The 22,883-nt window shown below is 37.6% G+C and carries 20 protein-coding genes; 13 read left to right on the plus strand and 7 right to left on the minus strand.

Features of this window, described 5'->3' with window-relative positions; all coding sequences use genetic code 11:
* Positions 1-90 precede the first annotated feature (90 nt).
* Entirely contained in the window at positions 91-1,398 is a 1,308-nt protein-coding gene (gene ahcY / locus ACO05G_RS13115; protein WP_421763161.1) for an adenosylhomocysteinase, read from the minus strand.
* 91 nt (positions 1,399-1,489) lie between these two features.
* Positions 1,490-2,206: a biotin--[acetyl-CoA-carboxylase] ligase gene (locus ACO05G_RS13120; RefSeq protein WP_421765719.1), complete on the minus strand. Its 717-nt coding sequence runs from the start codon at positions 2,204-2,206 to the stop codon at positions 1,490-1,492.
* A gap of 86 nt (positions 2,207-2,292) precedes the next feature.
* Here ACO05G_RS13120 and rsfS point away from each other — a divergent pair, with 86 nt between their 5' ends.
* The 4 genes from rsfS to ACO05G_RS13140 are packed head-to-tail and all read left to right on the plus strand — an operon-like array spanning position 2,293 to position 6,341.
* Positions 2,293-2,670, plus strand: a complete 378-nt coding sequence (gene rsfS / locus ACO05G_RS13125; RefSeq protein ID WP_421763162.1) for a ribosome silencing factor — start codon at positions 2,293-2,295, stop codon at positions 2,668-2,670.
* Positions 2,671-2,722: 52 nt separating this feature from the next.
* A complete protein-coding gene (gene ftsH, locus ACO05G_RS13130; protein ID WP_421763163.1) occupies positions 2,723-4,792 on the plus strand; it encodes an ATP-dependent zinc metalloprotease FtsH in 2,070 nt (689 codons plus the stop codon).
* A complete protein-coding gene (locus ACO05G_RS13135) occupies positions 4,793-5,581 on the plus strand; it encodes a UDP-2,3-diacylglucosamine diphosphatase (protein WP_421763164.1) in 789 nt (262 codons plus the stop codon).
* Positions 5,544-6,341 (plus strand): hypothetical protein, encoded by a 798-nt coding sequence (locus tag ACO05G_RS13140; protein ID WP_421763165.1) that lies wholly within the window; start codon positions 5,544-5,546, stop codon positions 6,339-6,341. The genes ACO05G_RS13135 and ACO05G_RS13140 overlap by 38 nt, the downstream gene beginning before the upstream one ends.
* Here the strand turns inward: ACO05G_RS13140 and ACO05G_RS13145 are convergent.
* The 3 genes from ACO05G_RS13145 to ACO05G_RS13155 form a co-directional block, all read right to left on the minus strand.
* Positions 6,338-7,645 carry a TolC family protein gene (locus tag ACO05G_RS13145; protein WP_421763166.1) on the minus strand — a complete coding sequence of 436 codons (1,308 nt, stop codon included), beginning with the start codon at positions 7,643-7,645 and terminating at the stop codon, positions 6,338-6,340. The genes ACO05G_RS13140 and ACO05G_RS13145 overlap by 4 nt on opposite strands.
* Before the next feature lie 97 nt (positions 7,646-7,742).
* On the minus strand, positions 7,743-8,453 hold the full coding sequence (locus ACO05G_RS13150; RefSeq protein WP_089356769.1) for an ABC transporter ATP-binding protein: 711 nt from the start codon (positions 8,451-8,453) through the stop codon (positions 7,743-7,745).
* Positions 8,454-8,510: 57 nt separating this feature from the next.
* Complete coding sequence (locus ACO05G_RS13155) at positions 8,511-9,758, minus strand: efflux RND transporter periplasmic adaptor subunit (protein WP_421763167.1); 1,248 nt, start codon at positions 9,756-9,758, stop codon at positions 8,511-8,513.
* Positions 9,759-10,148: 390 nt separating this feature from the next.
* Here ACO05G_RS13155 and ACO05G_RS13160 point away from each other — a divergent pair, with 390 nt between their 5' ends.
* The 9 genes from ACO05G_RS13160 (at position 10,149) to ACO05G_RS13200 (ending at position 21,804) form a co-directional block, all read left to right on the plus strand.
* On the plus strand, positions 10,149-10,826 hold the full coding sequence (locus ACO05G_RS13160) for a TetR/AcrR family transcriptional regulator (RefSeq protein ID WP_421763168.1): 678 nt from the start codon (positions 10,149-10,151) through the stop codon (positions 10,824-10,826).
* Positions 10,823-12,985 carry an ABC transporter ATP-binding protein gene (locus tag ACO05G_RS13165; RefSeq protein ID WP_348283904.1) on the plus strand — a complete coding sequence of 721 codons (2,163 nt, stop codon included), beginning with the start codon at positions 10,823-10,825 and terminating at the stop codon, positions 12,983-12,985. Before ACO05G_RS13160 ends, ACO05G_RS13165 begins: the two co-directional genes overlap by 4 nt.
* Positions 12,985-14,316 carry an HlyD family secretion protein gene (locus ACO05G_RS13170; protein ID WP_421763169.1) on the plus strand — a complete coding sequence of 444 codons (1,332 nt, stop codon included), beginning with the start codon at positions 12,985-12,987 and terminating at the stop codon, positions 14,314-14,316. Before ACO05G_RS13165 ends, ACO05G_RS13170 begins: the two co-directional genes overlap by 1 nt.
* The gene (locus tag ACO05G_RS13175) at positions 14,313-15,764 is read left to right on the plus strand and encodes a TolC family protein (protein ID WP_421763170.1); all 1,452 of its coding nucleotides are present in this window, start codon (positions 14,313-14,315) and stop codon (positions 15,762-15,764) included. The genes ACO05G_RS13170 and ACO05G_RS13175 overlap by 4 nt, the downstream gene beginning before the upstream one ends.
* 119 nt (positions 15,765-15,883) lie before the next feature.
* Positions 15,884-17,263 carry a sigma-54-dependent transcriptional regulator gene (locus tag ACO05G_RS13180; protein ID WP_421763171.1) on the plus strand — a complete coding sequence of 460 codons (1,380 nt, stop codon included), beginning with the start codon at positions 15,884-15,886 and terminating at the stop codon, positions 17,261-17,263.
* Positions 17,253-18,617, plus strand: a complete 1,365-nt coding sequence (locus ACO05G_RS13185; RefSeq protein WP_421763172.1) for a sensor histidine kinase — start codon at positions 17,253-17,255, stop codon at positions 18,615-18,617. The genes ACO05G_RS13180 and ACO05G_RS13185 overlap by 11 nt, the downstream gene beginning before the upstream one ends.
* A gap of 100 nt (positions 18,618-18,717) precedes the next feature.
* Positions 18,718-19,794: a glycosyltransferase family protein gene (locus tag ACO05G_RS13190; RefSeq protein ID WP_421763173.1), complete on the plus strand. Its 1,077-nt coding sequence runs from the start codon at positions 18,718-18,720 to the stop codon at positions 19,792-19,794.
* Complete coding sequence (locus ACO05G_RS13195) at positions 19,795-20,754, plus strand: bestrophin family protein (protein ID WP_421763174.1); 960 nt, start codon at positions 19,795-19,797, stop codon at positions 20,752-20,754. It begins immediately after the preceding gene.
* 6 nt (positions 20,755-20,760) lie between these two features.
* The gene (locus ACO05G_RS13200; RefSeq protein WP_421763175.1) at positions 20,761-21,804 is read left to right on the plus strand and encodes a hypothetical protein; all 1,044 of its coding nucleotides are present in this window, start codon (positions 20,761-20,763) and stop codon (positions 21,802-21,804) included.
* On the opposite strand, the gene ACO05G_RS13205 is transcribed toward ACO05G_RS13200, so the two are convergent.
* A complete protein-coding gene (locus ACO05G_RS13205) occupies positions 21,801-22,289 on the minus strand; it encodes a phosphoribosyltransferase family protein (protein WP_421763176.1) in 489 nt (162 codons plus the stop codon). The two genes, ACO05G_RS13200 and ACO05G_RS13205, sit on opposite strands and share 4 nt — an antisense overlap.
* The gene (locus ACO05G_RS13210; RefSeq protein WP_348283916.1) at positions 22,282-22,773 is read right to left on the minus strand and encodes an Lrp/AsnC family transcriptional regulator; all 492 of its coding nucleotides are present in this window, start codon (positions 22,771-22,773) and stop codon (positions 22,282-22,284) included. The genes ACO05G_RS13205 and ACO05G_RS13210 overlap by 8 nt, the downstream gene beginning before the upstream one ends.
* Positions 22,774-22,883: the final 110 nt, after the last annotated feature.

A 22,883-nucleotide genomic window follows, 5' to 3' on the forward strand; every position in this document is an offset into this window, starting at 1 on the left:
AAAAGCCTGCCAATGAGTCATGACCCCATTATATAAAAAAAAGGATTCTCCAATCAAGAAGAATCCTCTCATTTTAGCAATTCCGTATACTTAATATCTATAATATTCTGGCTTAAATGGTCCTTCAACCTCCACTCCAATGTACTCTGCCTGATCTTTGGATAATGAATCCAGCTCAACACCAATCTTGGATAGATGTAGCGCTGCTACTTTTTCATCCAGATGCTTTGGAAGCATGTAAACTGCATTTTCATAATTTTCATGGTTTTTCCAAAGCTCAATTTGTGCTAATGTTTGGTTGGTGAATGAGTTTGACATTACAAATGATGGGTGACCAGTGGCGCATCCTAAGTTTACCAATCTACCTTCAGCCAGGACGATAATGTCATTGCCGTTCACATTGTACAAGTCTACCTGAGGCTTGATTTCGATATGAGAAGACCCATGATTTTTCTTCAGCCAAGCCATATCAATTTCATTATCAAAGTGACCAATGTTACATACGATCGCCTTATCTCTCATCTTTTCAAAGTGCTCGCCTCTTATTATGTCTTTATTACCTGTTGCAGTAACAATGATATCAGCTCTGGAAACCGCATCTGACATTTTCTTCACTTCAAATCCATCCATAGCAGCCTGAAGCGCACAAATTGGATCTATTTCTGTAACAATCACACGAACACCTGCTCCTCTTAAAGAAGCTGCAGACCCCTTTCCAACGTCACCGTACCCTGCTACAACCGCAACCTTACCCGCAAGCATGATATCAGTTGCTCTTCTAATGGCATCCACAAGCGACTCTTTACATCCATACTTATTATCAAATTTTGATTTGGTTACAGAGTCGTTTACGTTGATTGCAGGCATTGGAAGTGTGCCATTTTTCATGCGCTCGTACAGTCTGTGAACTCCAGTAGTTGTTTCTTCAGAAAGTCCTCTGATGTCGTTTACTAGTTCTGGATACTTATCCAAAACCATGTTGGTCAGATCACCACCATCGTCAAGAATCATATTTAGTGGTTTTCCTCCTTCGAATGCAAAAAGTGTCTGTTCTATACACCAATCGAACTCTTCATCGTTCATTCCTTTCCATGCATATACAGGAATTCCTGCGTTGGCAATTGCTGCTGCTGCATGATCCTGGGTTGAAAAGATATTACATGAGGACCATGTAACTTCCGCACCCAAATCAACTAGCGTTTCGATTAATACAGCCGTTTGAATTGTCATATGAAGACAACCAGCTATTCGTGCTCCAGCTAATGGCTTACTTGCTCCGTACTCATCCCGCAATGCCATTAGGCCAGGCATTTCAGCTTCAGCCAATTCAATTTCTTTCCGCCCCCAATCTGCAAGGGCAATGTCTTTTACCTTAAATTTTTCCGTAGTTACACTCATTGATTAAATATTTCTCGAATTACTTTCTTTTTCAGACTGCAAAGATATAACCATCGAAATTCATTTAGGTTCCTTTAGTCAAAGATGATTCTTATCTGATGAATTCGACTTCCTTGATATTGAAAGTCATAAGACCATTAACCGAACTGATTTCTAGTTGCCCTTGATTATTAATTCCAATAATTTCCCCTTCAAACTCTCCTTTTGAAGATCTAAAAATCCTTTTCTCTCCTCGCCACATTAAAAGATTATGGTAAGTGGCTAAAATCTCCTCATTTACACCGTTTTTTAGCTTTAAGTACCACCTCTCCATGTTACATAGGAACGATTCCATTATTTCCAACTTATCAAATTCCGCTCCTTCCTCTATAAAAAGAGATGTTGCATTTGATACTGAGAATTCATGTTGATTTACATTTAATCCTACTCCGACGATGCTCGCTTCTATTTTACTGCCTCTAACAATGCTTTCTATAAGGATTCCGGCAATTTTTTTTTCATTTAGGTAAACATCATTGGGCCATTTAAGAAGTATTTTTTTAGATGTTTCTCTTCTTAGTGTCTCAACAATAGCCAGCCCCGAGATTAGGTTTAAGTTAAATTGTGAAGCAGGGGCAATAAATTTAGGGAGCAACAATACGGACATTAAAACATTTCTACCAGGGTCAGAAATCCAATCATTCCCTCTTTGACCTTTGCCTTTGATCTGATTATCTGTAAATACAACCATTCCTTCAGGAACTGCAGAATTTTTTGTCAATAACATCAACTCGTCGTTAGTTGAATGACATTGTGGCAGGAAAACCACTTTTTTACCTAAGAATAAGGGTTTGGCAAAGAATTTATGCAATAGAATTAATGTAAATTTGCGGCAAAATTAATTGTAATCTATTAGTGAATCAGCAGGTAAGTAAAGATGTCAACTCAGAAATTCTTAGTGAGTGGGTTGTAGAAGGGATGAAAGAAAAAAAAGCCATGGACGTTGTGGTTATGGATTTAAGAGAGGTGAAGCATGCAATCGCTGACTATTTCGTGATTTGTAGTGGCAATTCAGACACACAAATAGATGCAATTTCAGATTCTATAGAAGAGCAAATACATAAAAATTCTAAACAGAATCCTTGGAAAAGAGAGGGTCAACAAAACAAAGAGTGGATATTATTGGATTATGTAGATGTGGTAGCACACGTATTTAATAAAGAAAAGAGAACTTTTTACGGATTAGAGGAATTGTGGGGAGATGCGAAGATTACTCGTGTCGAAGAAAACTAATAAACTGACGCCCCGTTAGCTAAACAAAAATTTTACAGGAGAAACAGAAAAAATGCCCGATAAAAAAAGAAAAGATGCTCCAAAACCTCGCCCTGGATTTCAAGGCTGGTTGATCGGTGGACTATTAGCATTAGTGATTGGATTGACTATATTTTCGAATGACAGTGGTGCTGTAACTACCACCTTCAGATCGTTTGAGAAAATGGTTCGGTCCAATGATGTACAGAAAGTAATACTGGTTAAAAATCAAGATTTTATAGAGGTAACACTCAAGCCAGAGGCACTAAGTAACACGAAGTATAAGATTGAACTAGATCAAAACAAAAGTATTCTAGATGCTGGCGGTGGACCTCACTACAAGGTTGAAATCGTAAGTATCGAAAAATTTGTGAGAGATTTTGAAGATCTAATGGCTGAATTACCTGATGATCAGCAATTTGATTACAAAATAGAGGAAAGAAGTGATTACACGAATATATTCTTTAACTGGGGATTTCTTGTATTGCTGATTTTTGGATTTTGGTTCCTGATGAGAAGAATGACCGGGGGCGGTGGCCCTGGAGGTCAAATCTTTAACATTGGTAAATCAAGAGCTTCGCTATTTGATGCACAGAATAAGGTAAAAATAACTTTTTCTGATGCCGCAGGTCTGGAAGAAGCAAAAGAGGAAATTCGTGAGATCGTTGAATTTCTAAAGAACCCGGAAAAGTTCACCAAACTCGGCGGTAAAATTCCAAAGGGAGCATTGCTGGTAGGCCCTCCAGGAACTGGTAAAACGCTACTAGCTAAAGCTGTTGCAGGTGAGGCAGGTGTTCCATTTTTTACGCTATCCGGATCAGATTTCGTAGAAATGTTTGTTGGAGTAGGTGCTGCAAGGGTGAGAGACCTTTTCAAGCAGGCAAAGGAAAAAGCACCATGTATTGTATTTATTGATGAAATAGATGCTATAGGCAGATCTAGAGGAAGAGGTCAAATGCCCGGATCAAATGACGAGCGTGAGAACACATTAAACTCACTCCTGGTGGAAATGGATGGATTTTCTACTGATGCAGGCGTCATCATTCTTGCTGCTACAAATAGACCTGATGTTTTAGATTCTGCTCTCTTAAGACCTGGGCGTTTCGATAGACAAATAAGTATTGATAAACCCGACATTGTAGGAAGAGAAGCAATATTTAAGGTGCATATCAAACCTATTCAATTGTCAAAAGACGTGGATACAAAGAAGCTTGCTGCACAGACCCCTGGTTTTGCTGGTGCTGAAATAGCAAATGTCTGCAATGAAGCTGCATTAATCGCAGCACGTAAGGATAAGAAAAAGGTGGATATGACCGATTTTCATGATGCAATTGATCGTGTGATTGGAGGTCTTGAGAAGAAAAACAAAATTATTTCTCCTGAAGAGAAAAAGATTGTTGCCTATCATGAGGCTGGTCATGCAGTAGCTGGCTGGTTTTTGGAGCATGCTGATCCTTTGGTAAAAGTCAGTATTGTACCTCGTGGAGTTGCTGCATTAGGTTATGCACAATATTTACCAAAAGAGCAATTTCTTTATCAGACGGAGCAATTAATGGATGAGATGTGCATGGCACTTGGAGGTAGGGTAGCTGAGGATATCATCTTTGGAAAAATATCTACTGGTGCACTGAGTGATCTTGAACGTATCACAAAGCTTGCTTACAGCATCGTTTCTGTTTACGGCATGAATGATAAAATTGGTAATGTTTCATTCTATGATTCTAAGCAATCTGATTACAATTTCACAAAACCGTATTCAGATGCAACTGCAGAGCTTATAGATAAAGAGGTGAAAGCACTCATTGATGTTGCCTATCAACGTACGAAAAAATTACTTCTTTCCAAGAAGAAAGAGCTAGAGATACTTGCAAAAGAGTTGCTGAAAAGAGAAATCATCTTCCAATCTGACCTTGAAGGGTTAATAGGTAAGCGACCTTTTAAAACTCAAACCACTTATGATGCTTTCACTAATGGAACGTCTGACGAAGAAGAGTCTGAAAAAGAGATTAAGAAAGAGGAAAAGAAAAAGGGGTTAGATAAGGTGAAGAATGAAGTGAAAGAAGCTGTAGAGAAAGAAGAGTCTACTGCTGAGACTGAAAAATAAGTGAAGAAGGTAAATCCTGAGCTAATAAGCTCTATAGAGGAGCTACCTTCAGGCAAGAAAATTTATTTTGCTAGCGACTTTCATTTAGGCGCGCCTAACGCAGAAGAAAGTTTCCATCGCGAAAAGAAAATTATTAAATGGCTGGAGCATATATCAAGCGATGCTTCAGCCATTTTTTTATTGGGTGATACGTTCGATTTCTGGTTTGAGTATAAGACCACAATACCTAAGGGCTTTATTCGATTCCTGGGGAAACTTGCTGAATTAAAGGATCGAGGTGTACAAATCTTTTTATTTGTTGGCAATCATGACTTATGGCTTGGAGATTATTTCCCTAACCAACTTCAAATACCCGTTATAAGAAATACTGCAGAGCTTCAGGTCAATGGCAAGAAATTCTTTCTTGGGCACGGGGATGGGTTGGGGCACGGTGATACTCGCTTTAAAGTCATAAAGAAAATCTTCACTAACTCAGCATGTATATGGATGTTTAAGTGGATTCATCCTGATCTGGGTATTTCTATTGCTAAATACTGGAGTAGCAAAAGCAGAGCTTCACCTTCTGAGGAACAATTTGAAGGTGAGGACAAGGAAAGGTTGTTTTCATATTGTAAAGGAGTAGAAAAAGAAATTCATCACGACTATTACGTGTTTGGTCATCGTCACTTACCGTTGGAATTGGCTGTAAGTGATACGTCAACATACGTTAACTTAGGAGAGTGGATTACACACTGCAACTATTTAGAATTTGATGGGAATCAGGCTACTCTTAAGACTTTTAAAGGCTAGCATCTTACTTCTGCAAGCCTATATTGTTGAAGCTCAAGACTGGCAGCATGTAAAAACCATAGCATTAAAGAAATCAGTAACTGCCTATGCCTCAGATTACAAAGGAGACTTTTATTTAGGTTTTGCTGATGGTGGCTTTACAAAGTATGATGGAAACGGAAATCTATTGGAAAATTTCTCGCTATCGAACACCTCATCAATTACGCTGATTGATGTTCAGAATAATTTAAGACCGTTTCTTTTCTATTTCGACATCCAGCAAATAACAATACTAGATCGATTTTCTGCTGTTCCAAAAAACTATCATTTAGCAGATTTTGGTATCCAACTAGGAATGATGGCATGCCCAGCACCTGATGGAGATATCTGGGTAGTTGAGAACAATCCACAACGATTAAAGAAAATAAGTGCATTAAGAAAGAATACTGTATTGGAGGTTCAGATTCACTTAGGTGACTCAGTCAATAAAATGCAGGCTTATCAAAATCTACTTTTCATTAGTCATACCAATGGGCTTCACATGCTTGATCAATTTGGAGGAAAAATCTACTCTTTTGATTGGACTGGTATCCTGGACTTTCAGTTGATCGGCAATAAAGTTCTTGTTTTCTCCAAAAAGAAAGCCATCATGCTAAATTTCAAAGGCGAAGTAGAAAAGGAATTTTCTAAACCTGAATTATCTGAAGGCTCATTGAAGCTTCAAGAAAGGTTTCTATTTTTCGAAGGCAAAACATTCTCTCTATATAATTATATTGACTAGTTGTTACCCCTGTAGAGGTCGAGGATGCGTTTTCTCAGCACGATGGTATACCTTGCATTTATTAATTGCGCCTCTGCCCTATTCTTATTATTTAAGCTTTCTAGATAGGAATAAAAATCTGTATTGCCTGTTTCGAATCGTTTCTTGATAAACTCAAAAGTTTGATTCAAAGCTTCATAATTCTCCTGTGCAGTTTTATAAGATGTTTGTGCAGAAACTAGGTCAAGATAGTCTCTCTGCGCAGCATTGGTTACATTAAGTATTGTTTGCTCATTTTGGAGCTGTGCGTTTAGCATTGTGACTTTGGAATTGTTAATGCCGTTTTGGATCTGATATCTATTGAAGATCGGAATATTTAAAGTAACCCCAACACTGTTACTTGGTGTATTTTCAAATTGTTCAAGGTACTCAACATCAAGAATAGAAGTGTAATTTCTTGAATGTGCTGCACCTGCAGTTAGAGTAGGATAGCGATTGGCTTTCGTTTGTTTGAGCTGAGCGTTAGCTGCTGACTCACTTTCTTCTGCACTTTTCAGCAGAAACGAGTACTGCATTATTTCCTCCAATACTTGATCATATGGATCGTATTCGATTAAAATTTCTAAGCTTTCAAGATCCAGGGGAGCAATACGAACTCCCGAATAATTTTCTAATTGAATAGATTGTAACAGGGCCAACAAATCTGATTGATATTGATTTTTTAAATTGACATAGTTAAGTTTTTCATTGGCTACTTGCGATTGGAAATTATATACAGTTTCAAGATTACCAACGCCAACGGAAACACGCTTTTTTTCTCTATCGAGTTGCTCTTCCAGAAACTCCAGACGCTGATCAGAAATACGAACGTTTTCGGTATCAACCAACACACTTAGGTAGTTTCTAATTACCGTTGCTTTAATGGCTATTTTACTGTCCTCTAATTGATATCTTGATGATTCGTATTCGTGCTTTCTTCTATTGAGAAGGTGGTGATTAGCAAAAGCATTAAATAACACCAAGTTAGAAGAAATAGAAGGTCGTGATGATCTACTTGTATTGGACACTACCTGACCGGAAAAGTCAATATTATTCCCATCAAAGTACGTGTACCCCCCCGATGCATTTAAGTTCGGAAGAAAGTTATAATAAGCTTGGCGCTTATTTGATTGTGCACCAATCAAATTATTTTGATTTTGCTTGATTGTTAAGTTTCTGCTGCTAGCCATATTTAAGCACTCTTGCAGCGTAAGCACACGAACTGAATCTTGCGCCACAGCAAATCCGCCAATTAAAAATATGAGTCCGAAAATAAATTTTCGCATAATAAAAAGTCGTTTCTTTTCAGGTTTTCGAGGTACAGTTCACCCATCTATCCAAACCGGATAGATGGGGTCTGTATATGTGTAAGTATGAAGAGAATTACACTAAAGCTTCTTTTGCATTGATGTTTTCAGATACAATCTGACCATCAAATAAGTGTACCACACGATGCGAATATTCCGCATCTACCGGAGAGTGAGTCACCATGATTACTGTAGTCCCAGCTTCATTCAGCTCAGTAAGTAGGTTCATTACTTCTTGTCCGTTTGCCGAATCCAGGTTTCCTGTTGGCTCATCCGCAAGAATCAATTTAGGTTTTGCAACCACAGCTCTTGAAATGGCCACACGCTGTTGCTGACCTCCTGAAAGTTGCTGAGGAAAGTGATTTCTTCTATGCATAATTTTCATATGCTCCATCACCTCTTCCACTCTTTTCTTTCTTTCTGCCGCAGAATACTTCAAATAAATTAATGGTAGTTCAATGTTTTCAAAAACAGTTAGTTCATCAATCAAATTAAAGCTCTGGAAAACAAAACCGATGTTGGCTTTACGCAGGTCTGCTCTTTGACGCTCTTTGTAGTTTGAAATCTCAAGGTCTGTAAAATGAAACTCGCCTTCAGATGGATTGTCCAATAGTCCAATTATATTGAGTAATGTTGACTTACCACAACCAGACGGTCCCATAATGGCGACAAATTCACCTTCTTTGATGGTCAAATTAACTCCTGCAAGTGCAGTTGTCTCAATTTCGTCAGTGTAGTAGAATTTCTTTAAATCTTTTGTTTGAATAAGTGCTTTAGCGTTTTCCATGATTTTATTGAGTTTTAGTCTTTAGGTCTATTTAAATACTTTTAATTTCTAATTAGGTTACTTAATTACAAGAATGTCTTTGTCTTCATATCCCCTATATGAAGAGACAACAACTTTTTCTCCAGGTTGCAATCCTTCCACTACTTCGTAGTATCGTTGATTTTGTCTTCCTAACCTGATATCTCTTCTTACTGCTTCCGTCTCATCTTCATTCACCACAAAAATCCAGTTTCCGCCGGTAGTTTGATAAAAACTTCCTCTTGGAATTTGAACGGCTGTAATATTTTCGCTCAACTGCAATCTGATTTGAAGTGTCTGACCTCTTCGTATTCCATTTGGAATTGTATCAAAAGCCATGTCTACTTCAAAAAGTCCATTATTCACTTCCGGATACACTTTTGTAATCGCTAAGCCAAAATCATTTCCGGCAAAAGTGAATGTGCCATTCAGTCCTGCATATATTCTGGATATGTAATGCTCATCAATCTGCGCTCGAACTTTGAATCCGTTAAGATCATCTATCTGTCCAATGTTTTGACCAGTGCCTATAGATTCCCCAACTTCGACATCAACAGTTGACAATCTTCCATCAATTGGAGCTTTTATATAAAGGTTATCAAGATTTCTTTTGATCATGTCGAGGTTATTCCTGGTTCTCACCAAAGTCTCCTCAGTCTGTCTTATTTGAATAACTGCATTTAACGAATCAAACCTGTTCGATTCGATTTGAATTTTACGGTTATCTACTAATCGATTGTATTCTCTTTTAAGGTTTAAAAACTCTTGTTCCGAAATGATTTTCTCATCAAATAGCTTTTTCCCTCTTTCATAAGCATCCTTAGCAGCATCTATTTGATAATCAAGCTCAATTAAATTTCTTCGAAGATCAAATTGATTTCTTTGAAGACTGAGTTTCGTATTTTCAAGATTGTTTACCAAAATAGAAGCCTGAGTTTCTTCCCGTACAAAACTTTGAACTAAATCATTATTGGCCAAGGCTAAAATTGTATCTCCCTTATCTATCAAAATTCCACCGTCGTAATATTTCTTGGAAACAACTCCTCCTTCAATCGCATCCAATCGAATAGTTTTGATAGGAAGCACATTTCCATCTACTGGAATAAATTCTTGAAAATCACCTTCATGCACTGTAGCGATATTGATCTTGTTTCTTTCAACATTAAGCCGTGTACCGCCTCCTGAGAGGAAAAAATTGTAAACAATAAAGACGACAAGAAGACCACTTCCACAGTAGATGCTGATCTTTTTAACGGTCCATTTTTTCTTTTTAATCTTTCTGTCCATTGACAATTTGGTCGTTTAGGTTTCGATGGTCCCATATGCCAAGAAGGGTGCCATTAATCTCAACTATCTATTTTACAGATACTTATGGAAATAATTGAGTGATTTCAAGATTCTAGCATGTACAATATGGTACAGAAAAGTGTACGATTTCGATCATTAAAAAAGTAAGGGGATGATAATTTGAGTTTTTAGATCCTTGAAAAGGGTCAAAAAGACATAAAAAAAGGTCCAGGAGGACTAACACCTGAACCCAAAGGTCAAAAACTCAAAATAAAAAGGACTAATGACTTCAATGTTAGCAAAAATCAATTGAAAAAAAAATGAAAACCAATAAGAAAATTATTTGTTGTGATAGTCTTACTATTATATTTGATAGTCGAATCATTTATCATGATAGCAAAACTCCAATTACAACTCAATTCATCTCTTTATTTGAGAGATCCCCAATCAAGTGATTTGGGACAAAAAATTGTGTCTGACAGTATTCATTTGATCAATGAGATAGGTTTTGAAGCTTTCACATTCAAGAAGTTATCAGGAAAAATCAATTCAACAGAGGCTTCTATTTACCGATATTTTGAAAATAAACATCGATTACTTATTTATTTAATTTCATGGTATTGGAATTATTTGGAGTACAGGATTTCGTTTGAAACACATAATATTTCGGATCCTGATAAAAAGTTAAAAATTGCAATTGAACTGATATCGAGTAAGCTGTCTGATGATCCTAATTTTCCCGGGATAAGTGAAAGCGTATTGCAACGCATTGTGATAACTGAATCAGATAAAACATATCTAACAAAAAATGTGGATGAGATCAACAAGGAAGGTGTGTTTATCGGATACAAATCCCTATGTGTAATGATTGCTTCCTTTATGTTGGAGATTAATCCAAATTTTGAATTTCCGCACTCCTTGTCAAGTACATGTCTTGAAGCTGCAAATCAACAAATATTTTTTGCAGAGCACCTTCCAAAACTTTCTGATCTTAAAAAAGATGAGGATCCATATAAAGGTAATAATCAGTTCTTGTCGACCATTATCTTCAATTCACTAAAAAAATGAATAACCAACAAATAATAAGGTGTCTTCAGGAATGTGCAACCAAGCTCAAGATTGATTTAAATATTTCCAAACTTGAGAGAGTGGATATTATTTCAAGGTTTTATGAAGATGATGAGCTTCCCGAATTTCAGCGAGATTTAATCGAGGCTGGCAATGAAAGTGGCATTGTGCTTTTTGAGAAATACATGAAGCATGATACACTTCTTCAGTTTATTACTGATAGCGCATCACCAACAATTGTTTTTATACAGCAGGATGGTTTTCACCCGGCATTTATCAAAAAAAAGAAGAAAGACGTTATTCTTGAGTTTATAACGCCAGGAGGTCAACTCAAGGAGCTTAATATTCCTGATTTTAATCAAATTAATTTTTCTACAAACGAGGAGGGGGAAATCTTCACACTTACATCTTTTGCCTACCAGAGCTTCAATGAACAAAAAGATGATTCACTCTTAACTCCGGTTAAAAGATTGTTCAACCTCTTGTCGTCTGATCGAAAGGATATTTTTTACGTGTACGTCTACGCAGCATTAATTGGACTTGTAAGTTTAACCTTACCGCTGGGTATTCAAGCAGCCGTTGAGTTGATTTCAGGAGGAGTTGTCTTTAGCTCCGTCTATCTACTAATTACTCTTATAATTGTTGGGGTTCTCGGTACTGGAGTTTTGCAGGTTCTTCAAATTACAATTGTGGAGTATCTACAAAGAAGAGTTTTTACAAAAGCTGCTTTTGAATTTGCATTTAGAGTCCCTCGAATCAAGATGGAATCTGTTTTGGACCTTCACATGCCTGAGTTGATGAACCGCTTTTTTGATGTTTTGACACTTCAAAAAGGATTGCCAAAGCTTCTGATCGATTTATCAACTGGGGTTATCCAAATTGTTTTCGGACTCATCTTACTTTCTTTTTACCACCCATTCTTTATTGTCTTTGGTGTGGGACTGTTAGGATTGCTTTTTTTGATATTTTACCTAACCGGTCCAAAAGGACTTAAGAGCTCAATTCAGGAATCTAAGTACAAATACAAAGTAGTCTATTGGCTGGAAGAGATGGCTCGCACCTTATACTCCTTTAAGCTGGCTGGAAATACGATTCTTCCACTGAAAAAAACTGACTACTACGTTAATAATTACCTAAAAAATAGAAGTGCTCACTTTAAAGTACTTATTTCTCAATACTCATTCATACTCCTATTCAAAGCTATCGTAACTGGAGGATTACTCATATTGGGTACCATTTTGGTCGTACAGCGTGAAATTACACTGGGACAATTTGTGGCTGCTGAAGTTATTATCATTTTGGTTTTAGGTTCAGTAGAGAAAATCATCATGTACATGGATGTAGTTTATGATATGCTTACAGCAGTTGACAAAATTTCACATGTCACAGACTTACCTCTTGAAAAAACAGGTGGAATTGACATTCCTCAGTCTCAAATGGTTGACGGATTGAGTGTCAAGTTGGAAGACGTATCTTATACTTACCCTGGTTCCAAAAAACCTTCCTTAAAACATATTAACATAGATATAGTAAAAGGATCTTCACTTTGTATCAGTGGAGGAAGTGGAGCCGGTAAAACAACACTTACCAATATCATTGCGGGCATTCATCAAAACTATGAGGGTATTCTGACTTACAGTGATCTTTCACTACGTGATTTAGACTCTACATATTTAAGAGATAAAATTGGAAAAAATGTATCTCAGGAGGATCTTTTTGAGGGGACCGTATTAGAAAACATTCTCGTTGGCAAGCCAACCTCTAACATTGATTATGCACTTGATTCAATTAAAGAGGTAGGATTGTCAAAAGAAATAAATGCACTGGAAAATGGATTGAATACTCAAGTGCTAAGTGCCGGTAAGGGGTTCTCTTCTTCCTTTGTAAACAAACTTGTATTGGCCAGATGTCTTGCCAAAAAGCCGGCAATGTTAATTCTCAATGACTTTTTTAACAATTTCACTAAAGGTGAACGTCTGAAGCTTATTGAAATGTTGACGCGAGAAGATAAAAAATGGACACTCATTGTTGTGTCTAATGATCCTTTAGTTATGGCAGCATGTGACAGGGTGCTTTTCCTGGAAGAAGGTGAAGCAATGGCATTAGAGCCATTTGATGAGCTAATTAAGAGAGAAGAAATCATAAAAGAGATATACTGATGGACCACTTAGACAAACTATCGGAAACACATCTTTATTCTCTGAGGACCCTAAAAACTCCGGGGGTAGGACGCACGGTCGCTAAAGTGTTAATAGTGATTACGCTCATATTCATCATTTTTCTTTTTCTCCCATGGCAACAGAATATTAGAGGAAAAGGTAAGCTCACCGCATTAAATCCAAAAAACAGGCCCCAAATGGTTCAATCCGCAATAGCTGGAAGAATATCCAGCTGGAACATAATAGAAGGTGATTATGTAAACAACGGAGATACGCTATTAACTATCACGGAAATAAAGGACAAATTTTTTGATCCTAATTTGATTTTTAGGATGGAAGAACAACTTGAAGCAAAGCAGAATTCAAGGGATGCAAAATCTGACAAAATAATCGCACTTAAAAATCAGATTAAGGCTCTGAGAAAGGCCTTAACTGCCAAGACTAGTCAGGCAGAAAATAAACTTACTCAAGCCTCGCTAAAACTTGAAGCTGACAGTCTGGAGTTTGTAGCTGAGAAGGTTAATTATGAAAATGCCTCAAGCGTATTTAGTCGTAATAAAAATCGGTTCGAAGCAGGAAACATTACGCTAACTAAATTTCAAGAGATCGAATCGAAATTTCAAATGAGTGCGGCAAAGGTTTTAAAAGCCGAAAATGAATGGCTTCAAAGAAAAGCTGATTTGGCAAATGCTGAGTTGGAGCTCACCTCCATTGAAGCCGACTATACAGATAAAATAAGTAAAGCTCAGTCGAATCTGAATGAAACGATTTCGGGTTTAAATGAAACGATGGGTGAAATTTCCAAAATGGAAAATGAGCTTTCAAATGTTCGAATTCGTAAAGAGCAGTATCAAATTATTGCCCCTCAAAGTGGATATGTGGTTAAAGTGATAAAGGTAGGTATTGGAGAAACCATTAAAGAAGGAGATGCCGTCGCTACTATCCTACCGGAATCCAATGACAAAGCGGTGGAGATGTATGTCAAGGCGATGGACATTCCACTTATTCAGACTGGCAAAAAAGTACGTGTCCAATTCGACGGGTGGCCGGCATTGCAATTTTCCGGATGGCCAAATGTATCTGTTGGAACATTTGGTGGTGTTGTCGCAATCATCGATCGAGTTCAAAGCAAAAACGGCATGTTCAGGATCATCGTGAAGCCAGATCCTGATGACGAAGACTGGCCAGAGCAATTGCGACTTGGCTCTGGAATCAAGGGATGGGTAATGCTTAATAACGTACCTATATGGTATGAAATCTGGCGTCAAATGAACGGCTTCCCTCCTACGATCTATGAAGATGAAAATCCTGAAAATGAGATTGGAAAATGAGAAGGTTTCTATTCATCTTTTTTATCATTCCTAGTGTACTGTTGGGACAAGATAGTCTGCGATCAGATACGACCTATTTGACACTTGCTGAGGTAATCAAGATGACCATATCTTATCATCCGATTGTTAAGCAAGCAGATTTATTAACCCTTTCAGCTGAAGCGGTTTTAAGAGAATCACGAGGACAACTCGATCCAAAAGTGGAATTTGACTATGATTTGAAAGACTTTAAGGAAACGGAATACTACAATCTTTTGAACACAACGTTTAAAATTCCTACCTGGCTGGGGGTAGATCCGAAAATTGAATTCCAAAAAAACAGTGGAGAGTATTTAAATCCACAAAACTTTATTTCTCCCACGACGGATAATGAGCAAATAGCGGTTGGCTTATCCGTTCCATTGGGTAAAGGCTTGTTTTTTGATGAGAGAAGAAACGCAATTAGACAGGCAGAAGCATTTTCTCAGATAGCCGCAGCAGAACAAATAAAAGAGACCAATAAAATACTTTTCACAATTATTAAAGATTATTGGAATTGGTATTTCGCTAGCAAAAAGCAAGCATTAATGATCCAGGCAATTGATTTAGCCCAAAACCTGTTCGATCGAACACTTATAGACTATGAATATGGTGAAGCCGCCGTGGTGGATACCCTACAAGCCAAGATTAATTTTCAAAAGAGAACTGTTGATTATAGAAAGGCAACACTGGAATATGAGCTTGCCAAGCTGAACTTGGTCAAACACTTATGGTCGGAAAATCTCATTCCCTTAGAACTTCAAAACAATGTTCTTCCTGATTCAGCCTCGCTCTTCTCTGCACCGGAGGATAATAGTATTAAAGCTGCAATCGAGTTTGCCATGACAAGCAATCCGGAAATAAGTAAGCTTGAAGGTAAGCGAGAACAACTGGATGCAGATATGAGGTGGGCACGTGAAAGTCTAAAACCTCAGATAGACCTTTCATATTCCCTAATAGATGCTCCTATTGATCCAGAATTGAATTCCAGATCTGTAGAATTTGGTGATAATTATAAAATGGGCATTGATTTTTCATTTCCTATTCTTTTAAGAAAAGAGCGTGGTAAACTTCAACAATCAAGACTAAAACTTCAAAGCAATGAATATCAACTAGCTCAAAGTCAGGTAGAACTTAAGAATGATGTATTGGGTGCCTATGCCCAAAGTATTGCTTTTCAGGATTTGCTAGTCCAGTATCAAGGTGTTTCCCGCAATTATCGACGATTGCTAGATGCAGAAATCATCAACCTTCAAAATGGAGAAACTGATCTTTTCAAATTAAATATCCAGCAGGATAAATATATAGAGTCTCAAACCGATTTTTATGAGGCATTCACAAAGTGGGAGAAAAGTAAAGCTGAATTTTACCATATTGTTGGATTCCCAATCCTGGGTCTTTCCAACCTGTTCGGAATTGTAACAAATTAATTACCATCTGTTCATTTTCGTACAATAAATCATTTAGATTTAATGCTTGAAGCTGCCTGAAGTGCTTTTTCATACTTGGCACAGTTGTAGCAAAACTTAGAATCATAAACACAAAAACGGTGGAAGAAGAAATCAATAAAATACTAATTATAGATGATGATGAGGATGTGCTTTTAGCGGCAAAAATGCTCCTTAAAAAGCACATAAAAGAGGTGGTTATAGAGAAAGATCCTCGAAAGATTCCTTTTCTATTGAACAATGACAGCTATGATGTCATCCTTCTTGACATGAACTACAGTCAGGATACTACCAGTGGAAAGGAAGGTTTTTATTGGTTGGAACAAATCCTGGAAAAAGACCCTGAAGCTGTTGTCATATTAATAACCGCTTTTGGAGATGTGGAAATGGCAGTAACAGCATTAAAAGCTGGTGCTACGGACTTTGTGCTGAAACCATGGCAAAATGAAAAATTGCTTGCTACGCTTTCAAGTGCCTCGAAACTGACTAAAAGCAGAAAAGAGGTATCTAAGCTTAAGCAGACCAGCAAAACCTTGCAGGCAGACAGCAGTAAAGCATTTAAAGATATTATCGGTGAGAGTGATGCGATCAAAAAGGTTTTCAAGCTTATTGACAAAGTAGCCGCAACGGATGCAAACGTTTTGATTTTGGGAGAAAATGGAACTGGTAAAGAGTTAATAGCCAGGGCAATTCACCAAAAATCCTTAAGGAAGGATATGCCTTTTATAGGTGTGGATATGGGAGCCATTACAGAATCATTGTTTGAGAGTGAGCTTTTTGGGCACAAGAAAGGTTCATTTACAGACGCCAAAGAAGACAGAGCAGGTAGGTTTGAAGTTGCTTCCGGAGGAACACTCTTTCTGGATGAAATAGGTAATTTGAGTCAACCGTTGCAATCCAAACTTTTAACAGCAATTCAAAATCGAAAGGTGACCAGGATTGGAAGTAATCAAGAGGTTCCGGTTGACATTCGTTTGATCAGTGCTACTAATATGCCTGTGTATGAAATGGTAAATGAAAATACTTTTCGACAGGATTTGCTTTACCGAATTAATACAGTTGAAATTCACCTTCCTCCACTACGAGAAAGAATGGAGGATATGGAAGAACTGGCAAATCATTTTGTGAAAATGTATGCCGGGAAATACAGGAAAAATATCGACGGTGTAGCAACATCGACCGTAGGCAAACTACAAAAATATCCCTGGCCAGGTAATATCAGAGAATTACAACATGCAATAGAGCGAGCTATCATTATGAGTGATAACAATCAATTGATGCCTGAGGATTTTTTCTTCCTCGCCCAAAAACCGGAAAGCAACCTTTCACTGGAACCAGACTCTTATAATTTGGATGATATGGAAAAGACCACCATTCAAAAAGTTGTAAATAAGTATGAAGGAAATATTTCCAAAGCAGCGAAAGAGCTTGGATTGACTCGCGCATCTTTATATAGAAGATTAGAAAAGCATGGTTTATAAATCATTTCGGTTTCAGTTGATTGGTAGGTTGACATTGCTCCTACTTACTATGTTTTTATTTACGCATCTGTATTATTCAGAAACGTATTTTTTTACAAAATTCCTGGTTTTTTGCCTTGGCCTGTTCCAGATCTGGTATCTCTACAATTTTCTTGAGAAATCAAATCGGGAAATCGTCCATTTTCTTGAAAGCATCCATTATGATGACTTCACCAACACGTATCCAGAACGAAAATCTGGTTCTAGTAGAGATTCTCTCTACCATGAGTTTAATGAGATCTTAAAAAAGTTTAGAGAAATCAGGGCAGATAAAGAAGCCCAACATCAATATCTGCGGACTATCGTTCAACATATAGGTATTGGTATCATCACATTTGATTCAGATGGTGAGGTTCAAATCCTGAACAATGCTGCCAAGAAGCTACTCGGGCTTAAACTGATTAAAAACATCAATCAAATCGGAAGAGATCAACCCGGGCTACTTGAGTCTATCAAAGAGTTGAGAACCGGGGGTCGTGACTTAATCAAAATCACAAAAAATGAAGATGAAATACAGTTGGCGGTTTATGCCATCGAACTCTCACTAAGAGGTAAAGCGTTCAAGCTAATTTCAATTCAAAACATTCAGTCTGAGCTTGAAGAAAAAGAGATGGAGGCATGGCAAAATTTGATCAGGGTCCTTACCCATGAGATAATGAATTCAGTGACTCCTATCTCCTCTCTGGCCGCCACGGTAGAGACCGAACTGGCTGAGTTTCTTAAAAACGGAATGAACATCAACCAAATCAAAGATGATACCATTGAAGATTTTTATCTCTCTGTAAAAACCATTCACAACCGAAGTGAGAGCCTGATCAAATTTGTATCAGATTTCAGAAACATGACGCGCATCAAGCTTCCTAATCTTGAAACCAATGATGTGGAAGAAATGATTAAACATGTCTTGGTACTACTTAAGCCAGATATAGAGCAATCTAAAATAACTGTAAACTGCTCGGTAAAACCCGGCTTAACTGTAAATATTGATCGCGAACAAATAGAGCAGGTAATCATCAATGTGGTGAAAAATGCGATACAAGCTTTAGCTGCGGATGATAAAGAGAATAAATCACTAACCATTACCGCAATGCCACTTGATGGAGGTGGTGCATTCATATCAGTAGCGGACAATGGTACGGGGATAGAAGAAGAGGCTCTGAAGAAAATTTTTATCCCATTTTTTACCACGAAAAAGAACGGTTCTGGTATCGGATTGAGCTTGTCAAAACAAATAATGCGTAAGCATGGAGGCAACATAACTGCCAAGTCCCAAATAGGCGAAGGCACTGAGTTTCTACTTAAGTTTGCATCTTAGTTCAGTTGAATTTGCCAGAGCCATCACCACACAATGAGGCTCCAAAATCTAAAGTTGATTGTTGAATTCACTTAAACCCAAACCCTAGCATATTACCAAATTGAAGTATATATTCATTGTTCAAGGTGAGGGTCGAGGGCATCTTACTCAAGCCATCTCATTATTTCATATCCTCAAAGAGCAAGGGCATTCAATCTCCCATGTCATCGTAGGTAAAAGTAAGAGAAGGCAAATACCTGAATTTTTTCTGAATCAAATATCTATTCCCATTACTCAGCTGGAGAGTCCGAATTTTGTAACTGATGGTAAAAACAAATCAGTAAATATTTCTGCTACTCTCATTACTAACTTCCGGAAATTTCGGGTTTTTCTTACCAGCATAAATCAGATTGATAAGATCGTAAAAAAGGACAAGCCGGATGCTGTCATAAATTTTTACGACTTTCTGGGTGGATTATATTTTCTGTTGAAAAGACCCAATGTCAAACATTTCGCATTGGCACATCAATTTTTGCTAAACCATTCGGGATTTGAATTTCCAAAAGGTCGAATCTATGACAAATTTTCCCTCCTAAATGGAAACAGATTAGCTGCCTATGGTGCAGATAAAATTCTTGCTCTCTCATTCAACAAAATGGAAGACGAGCCAAAAAAGCGGTTATATGTGGTACCCCCACTTCTCAGAGAAAAAGTAAAAACCCAGGAAAAAACTAAAGCAGATGATCATTTTCTGGTCTATATGGTAAATCATGGCTACTCAGAAGAAGTGATGCAGTTTCATGAAAAGAACCTTGAAATACCCCTTCATTGTTTTTGGGATAAAAGAGATGAGCCCGAAGAATTGAAAATTGATGACACTCTTACCTTTCATCAATTGCATGATGAAAAATTCATTCAGCTTATGGCTTCTTGCAGTGGTTATTTAACAACTGCTGGTTTTGAATCTATCTGTGAAGCCATGTACTTAGGAAAGCCCATACTTATGGTACCAGTAGCGGGCCATTATGAGCAGGCATGCAATGCACTCGACGCGACAAAAGCAGGAGCTGGCGTTAGTAGCAAAAATTTTGACTTAGAAATATTGTTAGACTATCTTCCTAAACATAAAGAAGTAGGCAAAGCATTTAGAGATTGGTGTGAAAAGGCCTCAAAAGAATTTACAGAAAAGCTCACGTAAATGATAATCAAGTATTCAGATAATCCTTTCAAGCAGGTTCTTGGGATCACTTTTTACAATAGAAAAAACATCATCCTATTTACGATTATTTCAGTAGTAGCAGTAGTCCAACACGAATTTGGAGAGATCTACACCTTTAATCCAATCACCTTACCACTAGTACCTGTCACGATCCTGGGTGGTGCTTTAGCCATATTTTTAGGATTCCGAAATAATAGTGCTTACGATCGCTGGTGGGAGGCCCGCAAGATTTGGGGTGGAATAGTGAATGCAAGCAGAACGTTCGGAGTGATGATTTGTACCTTTTCCTCCACTCATTTCTCGAATGATTCGGTGAGTGAAAAAGAAATTACTGCGTGGAGAAAAGAGTTAATCAACAGGCATGTAGGTTGGCTGTATGCACTTATCATGCATCTTCGAAAACAAAATCACTGGGAAGACTTAGAAAAGTACCTCTCTGAAAAAGAAGTGAAACAATTAAAGAAATATCATAATAAACCTACACAACTTCTACATAAGCAAAGTGAGCGTTTGCAAAACGCCTATGAGGAAAGCATTATTGAAGATTTCCGTCACATGGAGCTAGCCAACGTAATAAAAGAATTCTATAGCCTTCAAGGCATGGCAGAGCGAATCAAGGGTACCATATTTCCTTACTATTATAATTACTTCACAGGTGTATTTCTGTGGCTTTTTGTCCTTTGCCTACCATTCTCTTTAGCGTCTGAGATGAGTTGGGGAGCCATACCTATGTCTATTGCTATCTCTTTTGTGTTCACAATTCTGGAAAAATCCGGTGCCGTCACCGAAGATCCATTTGAAGGAAGAGCGGCAGACACACCGATATCCACAATTACACGAAACATTGAAATAGATCTTTTAGAGATGATCAAAAGCGATACGGTCCCTGCTCCAATCAAACCGAAAATAGGAAGGTTTGGTGTTCAATTTTTAGATTAGCACACAATGGCGATTATCAGCAAGAAGAAAGAAATTTTTCCAATTAGCAAGCCTTTAAGGGCCTACATAAAAAAATATGATCGGGAGATTGATCTACCCATTTACTATTCAGACTTGCTACGCTACGACAATTCTATTCCACTTTATGACAAGGTAGGCAATGATACGCTTTGGGAAACCGTGTTCTTTCCGCAAGGAGACATGGATCACATTAATGCATCCCTGAAGAAAGTTTATGCCATCATGAAGTCCGATGGAGATCTCTCGGTCATGGATCACCTGATCATTGACCGTGTAGATTTATGTGCTTATGGAAACACTCAGCCTTTCAGGGTGAGAGTGGTGAATCAGATAAATGACAATTTTGACTATTTCTACATCAAAAATGCAGATGCCTCTCGTATTTACGGATTGGAATTGGAGCATTTGCTATCCCCTAATAAAATTAGCTACGTAGTAAATAGAGAAACACTAATTGAAGAGCACATCGTAGGTATTCCTGCTGAGCTCTTTATAAAAAAATATCTTGGAAGTTCAAACCTCAATGAAATAAGACTTGCTAAGGAATTTGTGAAGTTTAATGAGCGCTGTTTTGTCCGGTTACTTGGAGACATGCACAGCAGTAATTTTGTTATTGATATCACACCAGATTTTGAAGATGTTGAATATCGTCTCAGAGCCATTGATTTTGATCAGCAATCGTATGAAGGAAGAAGGGCCATCTACCTGCCACAGTACTACACACAAAACAACCCAATTATAAAAATCGGTCTAAAACACATGACACCTGAGACTGTGAGGCAGTATCAGCGTGAAGAGCGATCGAACATTGCCGCACGACTAAAAGTCGAACACAAAAGAATTGCAGACTTGCTTTCTGCAATGAAAAAAGATAAGCTTTCAAAACAAGAGAATATCGTAAGACTCAGGAAGGAATTAGCCACTTTTTATGAAGACAAAGAATTTTTGAAATGTGAATGCATGGGGGATTTAGTGGAAATGAGTTTGGAGATGCTTTCGAGGAAACCAAATTTGTATAAAGATTATTAATTAAGGAAAACACCATCTCCAGGTTTAACTTCGACATGTTCTTTGATAGTGGTCGAAAGTTCATATCCCTTGTAATTCGCATAAATCGGGAATCTTCCATGAGTTCTCAGTACCAGGACAGCCGTTTCCACTTTTTTAACTTCCAATGTTAAAAGTTTGGTGAGGCTATAAGCAAGTGTCCTACCACTATTTAAAACATCATCGCACAGAACAACTGACTTATTTTTTAAATCAGAGACGTCTCCATCAATGAGAATGTCTTTATTAAGCGGGTTTTCCTTATCTAATGAAATTGTATGACAGATCGATTTTTTCCCTGAAATTTCTTTCAGTGTCTTGTTGATTTGTTCTGCTAATTTCCTGCCTCCTGAATCGACCCCAACCAAAACCAATTCTTCGCTCATATTATTCTCGTAAATCTGATAGGCGATTCTACGGATAATTTGATCAACCTTTGGTTGGGATAATATCTGATTCTTACTCATTTTCAGGTACAGGCATTACTTTGCTGTCCTTGAAAGTAGAGAGTATTATCATGGATTGCAAGCCATCCACTACCTCAATTTCAGATACTTTTTCAAGCATTAATTTTTGATAAGATTGGATATCACTGGAGATGATCTTTAGGATAAAATCTCCAGATCCGGTAATATGATGACATTCTATCACCTCTGGAATGGAATTAATCTCATTGATAAATGCATCAATATTTTTCTTGTTGTGCCCCTTTAATGACACCTGCACAAAGGTGTGCACTCCCAATCCTACCTTATCAGTATCCAGTTTAGCATGATAACTTTTGATGATACCAGAGGTCTCTAATTTTTTTACTCGCTCTAACGTAGGTGCAGGCGATAATCCAATGTCTTTCGAAAGTTGGGCGTTGGTGATTTTGGCATTTGATTGTAAAATATCAAGAATTTTTCTGTCAATTTTATCCAGCTTAATGCGCGATGATTGTATTTTCATAGAATTTCAAGTTTTAGCAAGCCGTTTATCAACATCGGCAAGCATTCACATGGATTGAAATTTTCTAAACCATGTTTATTTCATAACAGAATTTTATTCGCTGCAAATTT

Source organism: Ekhidna sp., assembly GCF_965227465.1.
Taxonomy (GTDB): domain Bacteria; phylum Bacteroidota; class Bacteroidia; order Cytophagales; family Cyclobacteriaceae; genus Ekhidna.